Genomic DNA, 14,107 nt, shown 5'->3' with positions numbered 1-14,107 from the left:
GACGGGGTTCGAAACACCCCTCGGGTGGCCCGAGTTCAGCTCATACGCAGGGCCAGGAAGAAGTCCAGCTTGTCCTCGAGCCGCGAGAGATCGCGGTTGGTGAGCTGTTCGATCCGCCCGACGCGGTAGCGCAGCGTGTTGACGTGGAGGTGCAGACGGCTCGCGCAGCGCGTCCACGAACCGTCGCAGTCGAGGAACGCCTCCAGGGTCGGAATGAGCTCGGCGCGGTGCTTGCGGTCGTAGTCGCGCAGCGGGTCGAGGAGGCGGGCCGTGAAGGCGCGGCGCACGTCGTCCGGGACGAACGGCAGCAGCAGGACGTGCGAGGCCAGCTCCTGGTGACCCGCGGCGCACACGCGCCCCGTACGGGCCGCGGCGACGCGGCGGGCGTGCCGTGCCTCCTCCAGGGCCCCGCGCAGCCCCTCCGCCGAGTGCACGGCGGCGCTGACGCCCAGTGTGAGCCGCCCGTCGTCCGCGAGGCCCGCCGTCAGCGGATCGCGTACGGAGTCCAGGAGCGCGTCGGCGTGCAGCCCCGTCTGCGTCCCGTCGTGCTCGTCCGGCACGGCGGGCAGCGGCACCAGGGCGATGGCCTCGTCGCCGTTGTGGGCGACGGCTATGCGGTCTGAGGGCTCGGGCCCCGCCGACAGGGGGTCGACGAGGATCTCCTCCAGGAGCGACTGGGCGACCGGGCCGCCCTCGATGTCGCCGCCGTCCCACTCGACCTTCGCCACTATGACCTGCCAGTGCGGGGCGGCGCCGAGGCCGGGGAGCAGCACGGGCGCGGCGACGCGCAGGCGTGCGGCGATCTCGGCGGGGGCGGCGCCCGTCTGGACCAGTTCGAGGACCTCCTGCGCGAGCCGGCGGCGCACGGTGCGGGCCGCGTCGCGGCGGTCGCGCTCGACGGCGATCAGCTGGGTCACGCCCTGGAGCAGGTCGAGCCGCTCCTCGGGCCAGTCGCCGGCGTCCGCCTCGACGGCGAGCAGCCAGTCGGACAGGACCGTCTCACGCACGTCGCGGGAGGCGGGCGTCGCGCCGCGGCCCGCGCTGCGGATCGGGAAGAGCGAGTACGTCGTGCCTCCCGGCCCGTCGCCCGGCCGCCGCCCCTCATCGAGACGCTTCGCGCCGCCCCCCTCGATCGTCACCCGGTGCGGCCCGCGCCGCCCCGTGCGGGTGGCCGCCAGGTGCTCGGCCGCGAGGCGGGCGCAGACGCCGGCGGTCAGCTCGGGGCCCGCCGCGCTCGACCCGGCGATGGCCCGGCCCGCGGGGGAGAGTACCCAGGCGCGCAGGTCGAGGTCGGTGCCGAGAAGGTCCAGGACCACGTCGGGGCCGCCGCCCGCGGGGCCGGACGTCATGAGGCGCCGGTGCCGGTCGACGACGGCGGCCAGATCGCCGGCCCGCTCGCCCGAGACCTGGCGCACGACGTGCTCGGTGACCGTCGCGAAGGCGACGGACTCGTTCACCGCGAACAGCGGGAGCCGGTGGCGCGCGCATGCCTCGACGATGTCGTCGGGAATGTCCCCGAGCTCGGCCTCACCGGCCGCGAGCGCGGCCACGCCGGCCGTCGCGAGGATGCGGACGAACGGTTCGGAGTCCGCCGCGTCCCGGCGCCACGCGAGCCCGGTGAGGACCAGCTCGCCGCCGGAGAGGTAGCGGCTGGGGTCCCGCAGGTCGGTGGTCATCACACCGCGCACGGTGCGGTCCAGTTCGTCCTCGCCGCCGAGCAGCCTGAGGCCCAGCGCGTCTGTATCAAGTAGGGCGCGCAGCCGCATCTCGTTGCCGCCGATCTGTCTCGAAGATTGTGCTTGCCTGACGGTGAAGCGGCCGGAGCCGCTTCCCGGGCACCGTGTCCGTGTTGCGTGTGGTTCTGCGCTTCAAGGGGAAAGCGGTGAGGTTCCCGGTGACCGCCGTTTATATGAATCTACAAGACGTCCCGGTTGGCCAGCCAACTCCTTCATGGTTTCCGTGACTGACCACGGCGGAGTGCCGCGCTGTGTACTGAGCCCACTCCACGTAAACAGCACATGAACGAGCCTTCGAGGTCCGCACATCCCGTGGCTCGATCCGTTCGAACGACCGACCACGAGATCACGAAGAAGAGAGCCGCTCATGGACTTCCTTCGCCCCGCCAGCTGGGAGGAGGCGCTCGCCGCCAAGGCCGAGCACCCCACCGCTGTGCCGCTCGCGGGTGGCACCGATGTGATGGTCGAGATCAACTTCGACCACCGGCGCCCCGAGTACCTCCTCGACCTGAACCGCATCGGAGAGCTCGGCGAATGGGAGGTCGGGCAGGACACCGTCCGCCTCGGCGCCTCCGTCCCCTACACCGAGATCATGGAGAACCTGCGCGCCGAGCTGCCCGGCCTGGCCCTGGCCTCGCACACGGTGGCCTCGCCGCAGATCCGCAACCGCGGCGGCGTCGGAGGCAACCTCGGCACCGCGTCGCCCGCCGGTGACGCCCACCCCGCGCTCCTCGCCGCCGACTGCGAGGTCGAGGTGGAGTCCGTACGCGGCTCGCGCCGCATCCCGATCGACGAGTTCTACACCGGCGTGAAGCGCAACGCGCTCGCCGCCGACGAGCTCATCCGGGCCGTCCACATCAAGAAGGCCGACGGCCCGCAGCAGTACTCCAAGGTCGGCACCCGCAACGCGATGGTCATCGCCGTGTGCGCCTTCGGTCTGGCGCTGCACCCCGAGACCCGTACGGTGCGCACCGGCATCGGCTCTGCCGCGCCGACCCCGGTCCGTGCCAAGGCCGCCGAGGAGTTCCTGAACGCTGCGCTCGAAGAGGGCGGCTTCTGGGACAACGGCAAGATCATCACCCCTTCGGTCGCCAAGCAGTTCGCGGACCTCTGCTCGGCCGCCTGCAACCCGATCGACGACGTCCGGGGCACCGCGAGCTACCGCCGGCACGCCGTCGGCATCATGGCCCGCCGCACCCTGACGTGGACCTGGGAGTCCTACCGCGGCACCGCCGCAAGCACGGAGGGAGTCGCGTAATGCGCGTCAATTTCACGGTCAACGGCCGTCAGCAGGAAGCCGACGACGTGTGGGAGGGCGAGAGCCTCCTGTACGTCCTGCGTGAGCGCATGGGGCTGCCCGGCTCGAAGAACGCCTGCGAGCAGGGCGAGTGCGGCTCCTGCACCGTCCGCCTCGACGGTGTACCGGTCTGTTCGTGTCTGGTCGCGGCCGGCCAGGTCGAGGGCCGCGACGTCGTCACCGTCGAGGGTCTGGCCGAGTTCGCCAGGCAGCGTGCGCAGCACGGGGGCTGCGCGAGCGGCGCCTGCGGCGACGACGCGGGCAAGGCCGGCAGGGCGGGCACCTCGCTCCAGGACGCCCAGCAGTGGCAGTCCAGGCCGAGCGACTCCCAGACCGGCGAGGGCGATGAACTCTCCCCGATCCAGCAGGCGTTCATCGACGCCGGCGCCGTCCAGTGCGGCTTCTGCACGCCGGGTCTCCTGGTCGCCGCCGACGAGATGCTCGAGCGCAACCCGGACCCGTCCGACGCGGACATCCGTGAGGGCCTGTCGGGCAACCTGTGCCGCTGCACGGGCTACGAGAAGATCATGGACGCGGTACGGCTCGCCGCCGCGCGCCAGTCCGCAACTGTTCCGAGCCAGGGAGCCTGACGCCATGGCCGACACACGCACCACCGGCATCCCGTTCAACGTCACGCAGGGATCCAAGACCAAGGGCGGCATCGGCGAGTCCACGCTCCGTCCGGACGGCACCCTCAAGGTCACCGGCGAGTTCGCGTACTCGTCCGACATGTGGCACGAGGACATGCTGTGGGGCCAGATCCTGCGCTCCCCGGTCGCGCACGCCGAGATCCTCTCCATCGACACGGGCGAGGCCCTGGCAACTCCCGGCGTCTACGCGGTACTTACGTACGACGACCTGCCGACCGACGTGAAGAACTACGGTCTGGAGATCCAGGACACCCCGGTCCTCGCCCACGGCAAGGTCCGCCACCACGGCGAGCCCGTCGCCATCGTGGCCGCCGACCACCCGGAGACCGCGCGCCGCGCCGCCGCCAAGATCAAGGTCGAGTACCGCGAACTCCCCGTCATCACCGACGAGGCGAGCGCGACCGCGCCGGACGCGATCCTCGTCCACGAGGGCCGCGACGACCACCACATCGGCCACGTCCCGCACCCGAACATCGTGCACCGCCAGCCGATCGTCCGCGGCAACGCCGAAGAGGCCGCCAAGAAGGCCGACTTCGTCGTCAAGGGCGAGTACTACTTCGGCATGCAGGACCAGGCGTTCCTCGGCCCCGAGTCGGGTCTGGCCGTGCCGTCCGAGGACGGCGGCGTCGACCTGTACGTCGCCACCCAGTGGCTGCACTCGGACCTCAAGCAGATCGCCCCCGTCCTCGGCCTGCCCGAGGACAAGGTACGCATGACGCTCTCCGGCGTCGGTGGCGCCTTCGGCGGCCGCGAGGACCTGTCCATGCAGATCCACGCCTGCCTCCTGGCGCTGCGCACGGGCAAGCCGGTCAAGATCGTCTACAACCGCTTCGAGTCGTTCTTCGGGCACGTCCACCGCCACCCCGCGAGGCTCTACTACGAGCACGGGGCGACCAAGGACGGCAAGCTCACGCACATGAAGTGCAAGATCGTCCTCGACGGCGGCGCCTACGCCTCCGCCTCGCCGGCGGTGGTCGGCAACGCCTCGTCGCTCTCCGTCGGTCCGTACGTGATCGACGACGTGGACATCGAGGCGATCGCGCTCTACTCGAACAACCCGCCCTGCGGCGCCATGCGCGGCTTCGGCGCGGTCCAGGCGTGCTTCGCGTACGAGGCCCAGATGGACAAGCTCGCCGACAAGGTGGGCATGGACCGGGTCGCGTTCCGGCAGCTCAACGCCATGGAGCAGGGCACGCTCCTGCCGACAGGCCAGCCGGTCGACTCCCCGGCCCCGGTCGCCGAACTGCTGCGCCGGGTCCAGGCGATGCCGCTGCCGATGGAGCGCCAGTGGGAGTCCAGCGAGGGCTCCGACGTGCGTCAGCTGCCCGGCGGTCTGTCCAACACCACGCACGGCGAAGGCGTCGTCCGGGGTGTGGGTTACGCGGTCGGCATCAAGAACGTCGGCTTCTCCGAGGGCTTCGACGACTACTCCACCGCCAAGGTGCGCATGGAGGTCATCAACGGCGAGGCCGTCGCCACCGTGCACACCGCCATGGCGGAAGTCGGCCAGGGCGGCATCACCGTCCACGCGCAGATCGCCCGCACCGAGCTGGGCGTCGGGCAGGTGACCATCCACCCCGCCGACACGCAGGTCGGCTCGGCCGGCTCCACGTCCGCGTCGCGTCAGACGTACGTGACCGGCGGAGCCGTCAAGAACGCCTGCGAGCTGGTGCGCGAGAAGGTCCTGGAGATCGGGCGCCGCAAGAAGGGCACCTACCACCCGGCGTGGGCGACGGCCGAACTCCTCCTGGAGGGCGGCAAGGTCGTCACCGACGGAGGCGAGGTCCTCGCCGACCTCGTCGACGTCCTGGAGGGCGAGGTCGTCGAGCTGGAGGAGGAGTGGCGCCACCGGCCCACCGTCCCCTTCGACCTGGTCACCGGTCAGGGCAACGGTCACGTGCAGTACTCGTTCGCCGCGCACCGCGCCGTCGTCGAGGTCGACACCGAGCTCGGCCTGGTCAAGGTCATCGAGCTGGCCTGCGCCCAGGACGTCGGCAAGGCGCTCAACCCGCTGTCCGTCGTCGGGCAGATCCAGGGCGGCACCCTCCAGGGCATGGGCATCGCGGTGATGGAGGAGATCGTCGTCGACCCCAAGACCGCGAAGGTCAGGAACCCGTCCTTCACGGACTATCTGCTCCCCACGATTCTCGACACGCCGACCATCCCGGTCGACGTGCTCGAACTCGCCGACGACCACGCCCCGTACGGGCTGCGCGGCATCGGCGAGGCCCCGACCCTGTCGTCCACGCCGGCCGTCCTCGCGGCGATCCGCAACGCGACGGGCCTGGAGCTCGACCGGACTCCGGTACGCCCCGAGCACCTCACGGGAACGGGCCCGGCCTGACAAAGCTCTCCGGACGGTGCGTGCCTCCCAGGAACGTCACACTTCCCAGCCCGCACCGTCCGGAGCCTTCAAGTACCGCACCGCTCGCGGTTCTTTCCAGCACCACCAGCACCAAAGGCACCACCGGTAACAACACCAGCAACACGGTTTCTTGCGTAACAGAGCTACGCATTTCCCCGTTCGTCTCGGGCCGTCCCCCGGGTCGTGCAGCCCACGCACCATCCCAAATCCCGCGATCTCCAACCACGTTTGTGCGGGTGTCCCTGTGAACCTTGGGAGTAGGCACCATGACCCAGCAGTCTCTGGAGCCGAAGACCACCGCCGAAGACGCGGGCGCAGGCTCGCGTCCGTCGGCCGGCAGGTCTTGGCTCGACCGGTACTTCCACATATCCGAACGAGGATCGACTGTCGCGCGTGAGGTGCGCGGCGGCGTCACGACCTTCATGGCCATGGCGTACATCCTGCTGCTCAACCCCCTGATCCTGTCCGGCAAGGACGTGGCGGGCGACATGATGGGCCAGAAGGCCCTCATCACCGCCACCGCCTTCGCCGCGGCGTTCACCACGCTCCTCATGGGCTTCGTCGGCAAGGTGCCGCTCGCACTCGCCGCCGGCCTCTCCGTCTCAGGTGTGATCTCTTCGCAGGTCGCCCCCGAGATGACGTGGCCGCAGGCCATGGGCATGTGCGTGATGTACGGCGTGGTGATCATGCTCCTGGTCGTCACCGGCCTCCGTGAAATGATCATGAACGCGATTCCTCTCGCGCTCAAGCACGGCATCACGATGGGCATCGGCCTCTTCATCGCCCTGATCGGCCTCTACAAGTCCGGCTTCGTCCAGGTCGGCAAGGCCACCCCGCTCACGCTCGGCGCCACCGGAGAACTCGCCGGCTGGCCCGTCCTGCTCTTCGCGGGCACCCTGCTCCTGATCTTCATGCTCCAGGCCCGCAACACCCCCGGCGCCATCCTGATCGGCATCATCACCGGCACCGTCGTCGCGATGATTCTCAACGCGCTCGACGTGATCAACCCCAAGCAGTGGGCCAACGGAGCCCCCGAGCTGCACGGCAGCGCGGTCTCGACGCCCGACTTCTCGCTCTTCGGCCATGTCGAGTTCGGCGGCTGGGGCAAAGTCGGCGCGATGACCGTCGGCATGATCGTCTTCACCCTGGTCCTCGCCGGCTTCTTCGACGCGATGGCCACCATCATCGGCGTCGGTACCGAGGCCAAGCTCGCCGACGACAAGGGCCGCATGCCGGGCCTGTCCAAGGCTCTGTTCATCGACGGAGCGGGCGGCGCCATCGGCGGTGTCGCCGGCGGCTCGGGTCAGACCGTGTTCGTCGAGTCCGCGACCGGCGTCGGCGAGGGAGCCCGCACCGGCCTCGCGTCCGCCGTGACCGGCCTGTTCTTCGCGGCCTGTCTGTTCTTCACCCCGGTCACCGCGATCGTGCCCCAGGAGGTCGCCTCCGCCGCGCTCGTCGTCATCGGCGCGATGATGATGATGAACGCCCGGCACGTCGACTGGGCGGACCGCGCCACCGCGATCCCGGTCTTCCTGACCGTGGTCCTGATGCCCTTCACCTACACCATCACCACCGGTGTGGCCGCGGGCGTCATCTCCTGGGTCGCCATCAAGGTCGCCCAGGGCAAGGCCCGGGAGATCGGGGCCTTCATGTGGGGCCTCACGGTCATCTTCCTCGTGTACTTCGCCCTCAACCCGATCGAAGGATGGCTGGGCGTCCACTGACGCCCGGCCCGTGAGGGCCCCGCGCCCTCCACGCAACCGACAAGGAGACCTAGAGATGCTGGACATCGCCGAAGAGCTGCACCGGTGGGTCGAGCAGGGACGCGACTTCGCCGTGGCCACCGTGGTGGCCGTCGGCGGGAGCGCGCCCCGGCAGCCGGGCGCCGCACTCGCCGTCGACAGTGACGGCACAGCGATCGGCTCGGTCTCCGGCGGCTGCGTGGAGGGCGCCGTCTACGAACTGTGCCAACAGGCGCTCCAGGACGGCGAGACCGTCCTGGAACGCTTCGGTTACAGCGACGACGACGCCTTCGCCGTGGGGCTCACCTGCGGTGGAATCATCGACATCCTGGTCACCCCGGTTCGCGCGGACACCCCGGGACGGGAGGTGCTCGCGACGGCGCTGTCCGCCGCCGCCCGAGGCAGGGCGGCGGCGGTCGCGCGCATCACCCAGGGCCCGGCCGAACTCATGGGCCGCGCCATTCTCGTACGCGACGACAGCGCCCCCGAGAGCGGCTTCGCAGGCGGCTACGAGGGCAGCCTCGGCGGGCACCCCGAACTGGACCGCACCGCGGCCGGCGAGGCCCGCGCGCTCCTCGACGCCGGACGCACCGCCACCGTGGAAATCGGCGAGAGCGGTTCGCGCTGCGGGCAGCCCCTCACCCTCCTCGTCGAGTCGTCCGTCCCCCCGCCGCGCATGATCGTCTTCGGGGCCATCGACTTCGCGGCGGCGCTCGTCAGGATCGGCAAGTTCCTCGGCTACCAGGTGACGGTGTGCGACGCGCGCCCCGTCTTCGCCACGCCGGCCCGCTTCCCCGACGCCGACGACATCGTCGTGGAATGGCCGCACAAGTACCTGGAGCGTACGCAGACGGACGGACGCACCGTCCTGTGCGTCCTCACCCACGACGCCAAGTTCGACGTCCCGCTCCTCCAGCTCGCGCTGCGCCTGCCCGTCGCCTACGTCGGCGCCATGGGCTCTCGCCGTACTCACCTCGACCGCAACGACCGCCTGCGCGACGTCGGCGTCACGGAACTCGAACTGGCGCGCCTGCGCTCGCCGATCGGCCTCGACCTGGGCGCCCGCACCCCCGAGGAGACGGCCCTGTCCATCGCCTCGGAGATCGTCGCCAACCGGCGCGGCGGCAGCGGCGTCGCGCTGACCGGCGCCCACACGCCGATTCACCCCGACGGAGCGCGGGCACCCTCCGTCCGGATCGGGTCCGTGGCCTGACCGGTCCGACCGGCCCGACCGGCCTGGAGGCCGAGCGCCGCCTCTCGCGCGGATGCGAGCAGCTGGTCGATCCTCATGACGAGTGCCCGATGAGCCAAGTCCCGTACGAACAACGGCTGTTTGTGCGAGAACCCCGGTTCGTTCGCCGCCTCGGTGACGCCGGCGAGGTGCCCGCGGACCTCGTGGAGGCGGGACCGGTCCTCTTCGCCGAGGGTGCCGTCAGCGGCGTCGAGCAGCGCCGAGAGATCGATCTGTCCCCGGTAGGCCTGTTCCCTGACGAAGCCGAGCGTCTTGGCGATGACCGACCCCGCCTCCTGCTGCCTGAGCTCTTCGAGCCCGGTCCCGAAGGCGTTGCCGAGGTCCAGGAGGAGCGCCGGGAGCGTGCCCGGGAGTGCCTCCGGGGGAGTCTCGGGGGCCGGCTCCCGTACGGGTGCGGGGGCGGGGACACGTACGGGACCGGGCTCCGCCCCGGGCTTCGATTCGGGCGGTGTCACCTGCTTCGGCACCTTCGCCGCCGCGGCCACCACCACCTCCACCACCTTCGGTTCGGCCTCCCGTGGCCCCGGCACGAACTTCACCTCACCCGGCTCGTACGCTTCGGCCGGCCCCAGACAGGCGCCGGCCGCCTCCGCCGCGAGCCGGAAGAACCACCACCGGTCCCGCGCGTCGTACCGGACGCGGGCCGTGAACATCAGCGCGCACGCCTGCATCGACAGGAGCCACTGGCCGGTCCACTGGCCCGAGATGGCGCGCTGGTGCAGCCAGCCGCCCGGTGCCTTGCGCACCTCGTCGACCGTCCGGGCCAGGCCCTGCGGGATCAGCAGACCCGGGGTGTCCCGGCCGATGAGCAGGTCGAGGAGCTCGGCGCGGGCGTCGTCGGAGAGGTGCGGCAGGAAGTCGGCCACCAGGCAGAGCAGCAGATGCACGGGGTCACGGGCGAGCAGCGCCCGCTCGTCGAAGCGCGACAGATCGATCAGGACGTAGCGGCCGGTGTCCGCGTCGGGCTCCCTGGGCACCATGATGTTGCCGGGGTGCAGATCGCCGTGCGCCCGGCCGCGCATCGGGTAGTCGATGGTGCGCGCCGCGAGCGGGCAACTTCCTGTCAGGTGTACGGGGTTGGGGACCGGCGCGGCGTTCGGGCGGCCCAGTCTGATCCACGCGGTATCGAGGTCGAGGCCCAGTGTGTCGCGGACCCAGACGGCCAGGGGTTCCGCCGGTTCGAGGCGTCGGTCGAGGAGTTCGGAGACGAACGAGGCCGCGGACATCTGCCCGTCCGAGTCCTCGTCCGGATTCCAGTCGGCCAGCAGGGACCGCGTGATCTGCGCGGCGACGCCGGGCATGCGCCGCTGCCGCAGGATCGTGCTGAGCGTCACCATGGTCTCGTCGTTGCCCGCGAAGCCCTGGAACATCAGCCAGGCGTCGTCCACCGGCATCGGATCGTAGAGCTGTTCCACGAGATGGTCGCGGGGGAACGAGGTATCGCCGTTCGGCAGGGACCGCCTCGCGGCGACGAGCCGCCCCGGTTCCATCGAGGAGTCGCCGTCCGGGGAACAGAGCTTGATGATCATCCGGCGTTTGGTGCGCCCCGGGTCGCTGTCCCGGACGAACACGGAGGCCAGGGACGCACCGCTGCCACCGGTGTCGAGCCAGGCCGGGGCGGTCAGCGGGCGGTGGTTCTGCTGCTGCCACTGGCCGAGCAGCGCGGCAGCGCGCGTACCGAACGGCGCGAACTGCGAGGAGCGGTCCATCAGTTCAGTATCACCGCAAGGACCGCGCGCGTGTTCGCCCTCGCGTGATATCTCCTGCGAGGAGGAAGAGAAGGGGGAGGCGACGATGGCACGTCTCAGGGGGAGCAGGCGTCCGAGGTGGCGCCCGGCGCCGGGCGACACGGTCGACGCGGCCCGGCTGCGCGAGGAGATCACCGGACACGAGGGCGGCACCGGCGGCCCGCTCAGATTCGAGGGGCTGCGGGTGCGCGGGCGGCTCGACCTGTCCCGCTGCCGCGTCGACGCCGTCCTCGAACTGGTCGACTGCGTCTTCGACGAGCCACTCCGACTCGCCGAACTCACCGTCGGCGCACTGAACTTGTCGGGTTCCGAAGCGCCCGCCCTGCACGCGAACCGGATCACCGTCGACGGCGACCTGCGCCTGACCGGAGCCACGCTCGGCAGCGGAACGCCCGTCCCTCAGCCGCTGACCGCCCCGCCCGCGGCCGGTGACGGCCCGCGGGTCCCGCGCCGCCTGCCGGAGGACTCCACGTCGGCCGTACTGGAACTGGCCGACGCGCGCATAGACGGCAACCTCGTCGTCGAAGAGCTCACGGTCGCCGACTCCGGCCCCTGGTCCCTGCTCGCCCCCCGCCTGAACGTGGCGGGCTCGGTCCACGCGCGCGGCCTCACCGCCTCAGGCGCCCTCTATCTGAGGGACGCCCAGATTGCGTACGCCCTCAACCTCAACGGCGCGGACGTCGGCGGCCTCGACGGCACCGGACTCGCCTGCGGGCGAGGCCTGTACGCCGACTGGGGCTTCCGCAGCGCCGGGCAGGTGCTGCTGCGCGCCGCCGTGATCGAGGGCGTGGTCACGTTCCACGACAGCGTCATCGGCGCACCCGCGGGCGCACTGCTCCTGAGCCGGCTCCGGGTCCCACGACTCCGCCTCGATCTGCGCGAACCACCGGCCGACGCCGTGGTCCTCCAGGACGCGGCCGTCGACGTGCTCGTGGACTCGGCCGCCACGTGGGCCGCCCCGGGCCGGCTCAACCTGGAGGGCTTCACGTACAAGCGCCTGGAAACCGCCGGACCCGTCGACGTCCGCGCCCGTATCGGCTGGCTGACCCGCGACCCGAACGCGGGCGCGGGCTCCTTCGAGCAGCTGGCGACGTCGTACGAGAGCGTGGGCGACGAGCGGTCCGCGCGCACCGTGCGGCACGCGAGGGAGCGCCATGTGCGCCGCCTCGACCGGCTGTCGGGGCGCGCCTGGGGCCTGGTCCAGGACCTCCTGTTCGGCTACGGCTACGCCCCGCGCCGGGCGCTCGTCTGGCTGCTCTCCCTGGCCGCCGCGGGCTCCCTGTGGTTCGCCTTCCACGAGCCGCGTGCGGTGGGCGGCTCCGGGCAGCGGGCCTGGGACCCGGTCCTCTACAGCGTCGACCTGCTCATCCCGGTGGCGAGCCTCGGCTACCGCGGCTCCTGGGATCCGCAGGGCGCGGGCAAGGCCGTCGCCGTCTTCCTCGTGGTCTCCGGCTGGACCCTGGCGACGGCGGTCCTCGCAGGCGCCAGGCGCGTCATCGGAAGAGGGTGAATGATCCTGCGGTTCAACCTCCGTACTGGAGGAGCTTCTTGACCGCCCGTCCGAACATCAGGCGGGCCGCCCTCGCGAGCAGCGGGTCGCACCATCGCGGCAGTGGGCGGACGCGGATCTCCTCGCGCCATGCGACGAGGGACCCGGCGCCGTACGGCGCCACCTCGATCTCGGCCCAGCCCGTGACGAACGTGCCGCGCTTCTCCAGACGGCACCGCCCGGCCGAGTCGCCGTACGGGGGCGCCCAGTCGACGACCTCCATGGGGTCGTCGAAGGTGTGGCGCCCGACGCCGGTCCGCGGCACGAAGACGGTGCCCTCGCCGGTCGGAGGCGGGGTCGCGAGTCTGACACGGGTGAGGGGGACGACGTCCCCGTGCCGCTCCCAGTCCGTCATGCGGCGCCACGCCTCGGCGGCGGAAAGCGGCGATTCACGGGTGATTCGGAAGAAGGCCACGCCCGGATCCTAGATCCGCGGGCGCCCTTCGCGGCGCTGCCCGGCGCGCGCCGGATCGCCGTGCTTCCTCACTCCTGAGACCCTACGATCTGTCGTGCCAATTTGATCATGAAACCCCCACACCGGCTGGAGCCCCCATGGCACACGACCCCCACGTCATCGACCCCGCGGGACGCGGCCTCCACGCGGAGGCCGACCTGCTGCGCACGCGCGGCACCGCCGCCCTTGTCGAACTCCCGGGCGGTATACGCGCCTGGGCCCCGACCCGGTACACGATCCTCAAGCAGCTCCTGGCCGACGACCGCGTCTCCAAGGACCCCAACCAGCACTGGCCCGCCTGGATCAACGGCGAGTTCCGCGAGACCTGGGTCAACTCCTGGGTGGGCGTGACCAACATGTTCACCGCCTACGGCAGCAACCACCGGCGCCTGCGCAAGCTGATCTCGCCCGCGTTCACCAAGCGCCGCACCGACGGCCTGCGCCCCCGCATCGAGGAGCTCACCGCCGGCCTCCTCGACCGGATGGCCGAGGCGCCCGACGGCCGTGTCGACCTGCGCGCCGCGTACGCGCACCCGCTGCCCATGCAGGTCATCTGCGAACTGTTCGGGCTGCCCGAGGACCGGCAGGCCGACGCCGCGCGCCTCGTCGCGGGCATCATGGACACCACCGTCACCCCCGAACAGGCCATGGCCATCTGGCAGGAGGTGCAGGAGCTCCTCGGGGGCCTGGTCGCCCTCAAGCGCGAGACGCCCGCCGACGATCTCACCAGCGTCCTGATCACCACCCGCGACGACGAGGACGGCTCGGGCCTCACCGAGCAGGAGCTCATCGACACACTGCTGCTCGTCATCGGCGCCGGTCACGAGACGACCGTCAATCTCATCGGCAACGCCGTGCAGGCTCTGCTCAGCCACCCCGACCAGCTGGCCCGCGTCCTCGCGGGCGAGATCCCCTGGAACGACGTGATCGAGGAGACCCTGCGCTGGGCCCCCTCGATCGCCAACCTGCCACTGCGGTACGCCGTCGAGGACATCGAGCTGCCCGACGGTGTCAAGATCCCGCAGGGCGACGCGATCCTCGCGACGTACGCCTCGGCCGGGCGTGACCCGCTGCGCCACGGCGAGGACGCGGGATCCTTCGACGTCACACGCGTGGACAAGGAACACCTCGCCTTCGGGTACGGCGTCCACTACTGCGTCGGCGCGCCGCTGGCCCGCCTCGAAGCGGCGGTCGCACTGCCCGCGCTGTTCGAGCGCTTCCCCGCCCTCGCACTCGACGCGAGCGAGGGCGCTGCCCCGCACGTGGAGTCCTTCATCGGTTACGGCTACGGCGAGTTGAGGGTCACCCTGTAGG

10 protein-coding genes are annotated in these 14,107 nt (G+C 71.2%); 7 read left to right on the top strand and 3 right to left on the bottom strand.

What is annotated here, in order from left to right; genetic code table 11:
• Nucleotides 1–35 precede the first annotated feature (35 nt).
• On the bottom strand, nt 36–1,766 hold the full coding sequence (locus tag OG574_RS14120) for a PucR family transcriptional regulator (RefSeq protein ID WP_326773516.1): 1,731 nt from the start codon (nt 1,764–1,766) through the stop codon (nt 36–38).
• 337 nt (nt 1,767–2,103) lie between these two features.
• On the opposite strand from OG574_RS14120, the gene OG574_RS14115 reads away from it, so the two are divergent.
• The 5 genes from OG574_RS14115 (at nt 2,104) to OG574_RS14095 (ending at nt 9,003) form a co-directional block, all read left to right on the top strand.
• The gene (locus OG574_RS14115; RefSeq protein ID WP_100591390.1) at nt 2,104–2,994 is read left to right on the top strand and encodes an FAD binding domain-containing protein; all 891 of its coding nucleotides are present in this window, start codon (nt 2,104–2,106) and stop codon (nt 2,992–2,994) included.
• Nucleotides 2,994–3,623, top strand: coding sequence for a (2Fe-2S)-binding protein (locus tag OG574_RS14110; protein WP_326773515.1), 630 nt, complete (start codon nt 2,994–2,996; stop codon nt 3,621–3,623). Before OG574_RS14115 ends, OG574_RS14110 begins: the two co-directional genes overlap by 1 nt.
• Before the next feature lie 4 nt (nt 3,624–3,627).
• Nucleotides 3,628–6,027, top strand: coding sequence for a xanthine dehydrogenase family protein molybdopterin-binding subunit (locus OG574_RS14105; RefSeq protein ID WP_326773514.1), 2,400 nt, complete (start codon nt 3,628–3,630; stop codon nt 6,025–6,027).
• 287 nt (nt 6,028–6,314) lie between these two features.
• Nucleotides 6,315–7,772 (top strand): NCS2 family permease, encoded by a 1,458-nt coding sequence (locus OG574_RS14100; protein ID WP_326773513.1) that lies wholly within the window; start codon nt 6,315–6,317, stop codon nt 7,770–7,772.
• Between the two features lie 55 nt (nt 7,773–7,827).
• Nucleotides 7,828–9,003 (top strand): XdhC family protein, encoded by a 1,176-nt coding sequence (locus OG574_RS14095; protein ID WP_326773512.1) that lies wholly within the window; start codon nt 7,828–7,830, stop codon nt 9,001–9,003.
• Here the strand turns inward: OG574_RS14095 and OG574_RS14090 are convergent.
• Nucleotides 8,952–10,751 (bottom strand): hypothetical protein, encoded by a 1,800-nt coding sequence (locus OG574_RS14090; RefSeq protein ID WP_326773511.1) that lies wholly within the window; start codon nt 10,749–10,751, stop codon nt 8,952–8,954. The two genes, OG574_RS14095 and OG574_RS14090, sit on opposite strands and share 52 nt — an antisense overlap.
• A gap of 85 nt (nt 10,752–10,836) precedes the next feature.
• On the opposite strand from OG574_RS14090, the gene OG574_RS14085 reads away from it, so the two are divergent.
• Nucleotides 10,837–12,300: a hypothetical protein gene (locus tag OG574_RS14085; protein WP_326773510.1), complete on the top strand. Its 1,464-nt coding sequence runs from the start codon at nt 10,837–10,839 to the stop codon at nt 12,298–12,300.
• A gap of 13 nt (nt 12,301–12,313) precedes the next feature.
• On the opposite strand, the gene OG574_RS14080 is transcribed toward OG574_RS14085, so the two are convergent.
• Complete coding sequence (locus tag OG574_RS14080; RefSeq protein ID WP_326773509.1) at nt 12,314–12,754, bottom strand: SRPBCC family protein; 441 nt, start codon at nt 12,752–12,754, stop codon at nt 12,314–12,316.
• Nucleotides 12,755–12,891: 137 nt separating this feature from the next.
• Between OG574_RS14080 and OG574_RS14075 the strand changes: the two genes are divergently transcribed.
• Nucleotides 12,892–14,106, top strand: coding sequence for a cytochrome P450 family protein (locus OG574_RS14075; protein WP_326773508.1), 1,215 nt, complete (start codon nt 12,892–12,894; stop codon nt 14,104–14,106).
• The last annotated feature ends 1 nt before the right edge of the window (nt 14,107 follow it).

Source organism: Streptomyces sp. NBC_01445, from assembly GCF_035918235.1.
GTDB lineage: Bacteria > Actinomycetota > Actinomycetes > Streptomycetales > Streptomycetaceae > Streptomyces.
This window is presented reverse-complemented; position numbering and strand designations above follow the sequence as displayed.

Bases quoted from the DNA above. Each gene is read 5' to 3' on its own strand.
- OG574_RS14120 (WP_326773516.1), bottom strand. From the start codon at position 1,766: ATGCGGCTGCGCGCCCTACTTGATACAGACGCGCTGGGCCTCAGGCTG.
- OG574_RS14115 (WP_100591390.1), top strand. From the start codon at position 2,104: ATGGACTTCCTTCGCCCCGCCAGCTGGGAGGAGGCGCTCGCCGCCAAG.
- OG574_RS14110 (WP_326773515.1), top strand. From the start codon at position 2,994: ATGCGCGTCAATTTCACGGTCAACGGCCGTCAGCAGGAAGCCGACGAC.
- OG574_RS14105 (WP_326773514.1), top strand. From the start codon at position 3,628: ATGGCCGACACACGCACCACCGGCATCCCGTTCAACGTCACGCAGGGA.
- OG574_RS14100 (WP_326773513.1), top strand. From the start codon at position 6,315: ATGACCCAGCAGTCTCTGGAGCCGAAGACCACCGCCGAAGACGCGGGC.
- OG574_RS14095 (WP_326773512.1), top strand. From the start codon at position 7,828: ATGCTGGACATCGCCGAAGAGCTGCACCGGTGGGTCGAGCAGGGACGC.
- OG574_RS14090 (WP_326773511.1), bottom strand. From the start codon at position 10,751: ATGGACCGCTCCTCGCAGTTCGCGCCGTTCGGTACGCGCGCTGCCGCG.
- OG574_RS14085 (WP_326773510.1), top strand. From the start codon at position 10,837: ATGGCACGTCTCAGGGGGAGCAGGCGTCCGAGGTGGCGCCCGGCGCCG.
- OG574_RS14075 (WP_326773508.1), top strand. From the start codon at position 12,892: ATGGCACACGACCCCCACGTCATCGACCCCGCGGGACGCGGCCTCCAC.